General features: G+C 36.7%; 1 protein-coding gene. It reads right to left on the bottom strand.

Going from position 1 to position 915, the window contains the following annotated elements; all coding sequences use genetic code 11:
- A partial coding sequence (locus JC605_RS23610; protein ID WP_198858531.1) for a hypothetical protein occupies positions 1 to 710 on the bottom strand: 710 nt, incomplete at its 3' end.
- Positions 711 to 915: the final 205 nt, after the last annotated feature.

Raw genomic sequence — 915 nt, 5'->3', positions numbered from 1 at the left:
CCAAATTTGGTTATGCCTCCAACAGATGGATTTAAGGAAATCATGGTTGTATTGCCTTCCCAATTCTGGGTTACTTCGGCATTCACCCCTAAACTGGCACCACTTTTATAACTATACGACATAAACATTTGGGTGTAAAAACTATTAACATCGTTACGATCATTATTTCCGGCTACAGACCAGATTTGATTAGCGAGAAAACCCAACGAAAGCCCATTTTTCTGATGCATGACCAAGATACTTGGCCCGACTCCAAATTTTTCTGTTCCTAGTAACTTGTCGGTTGCTGTTGGCACTAAAAAAGCAGGGCCAATCCCCAAAATAATTCCTTTAGTTTTAGGAGCAAAAAAAGCCGTTACAGTTGCATCACTTAAGCCAAATTCATGGGTGTCTTCGCCAGTAATATCCTGCTGGTCCACCACCGGCAAAATATATCGTGTAATCAAATCCAGATTATCACTTAATTTAAAAGGAATTACAGGCTGTATATTGACCGTGTATTTTATGCCATTATAAGGTCCGATACCATAATTAAGATTATTTTGAAGCGGAACACTAATCAGGCTCGCAACGGGATTGGCCAGTTTATCTGCCAGTTCCTGAGCACTTGCTCCTGCTTTCTCCTGCTCCTGACTAAAAACAGTATAGTTTAAAAGAAAAAAAAACGTAAAGCAGAGTAATTTGACTGGAATATATCTTGAAAATTTCATAATTTTTTATTTTAAATATTCATTACTTTTTAAACTCAAAAAAAGACAATTAACCAAAATTTTCCTTTCTCCTTTATCTTCGTATTACAAGGGGGCCACTACTCTTTTACAAAATAACCTGCAATTGAAATATTACTTCCCAATTCCCAAGATAATCCGGTTTAACAGCATTATAGAAAAGCTGGGCTGTACCGCAATAAAATAA

Origin of the sequence: Flavobacterium sp. IB48, assembly GCF_016405855.1 — a bacterium.
GTDB classification, from domain to species: domain Bacteria; phylum Bacteroidota; class Bacteroidia; order Flavobacteriales; family Flavobacteriaceae; genus Flavobacterium; species Flavobacterium ginsengisoli.
Note: the sequence above shows the minus strand (reverse complement) of the source record. Positions and strands in the feature narration are given on the sequence as shown.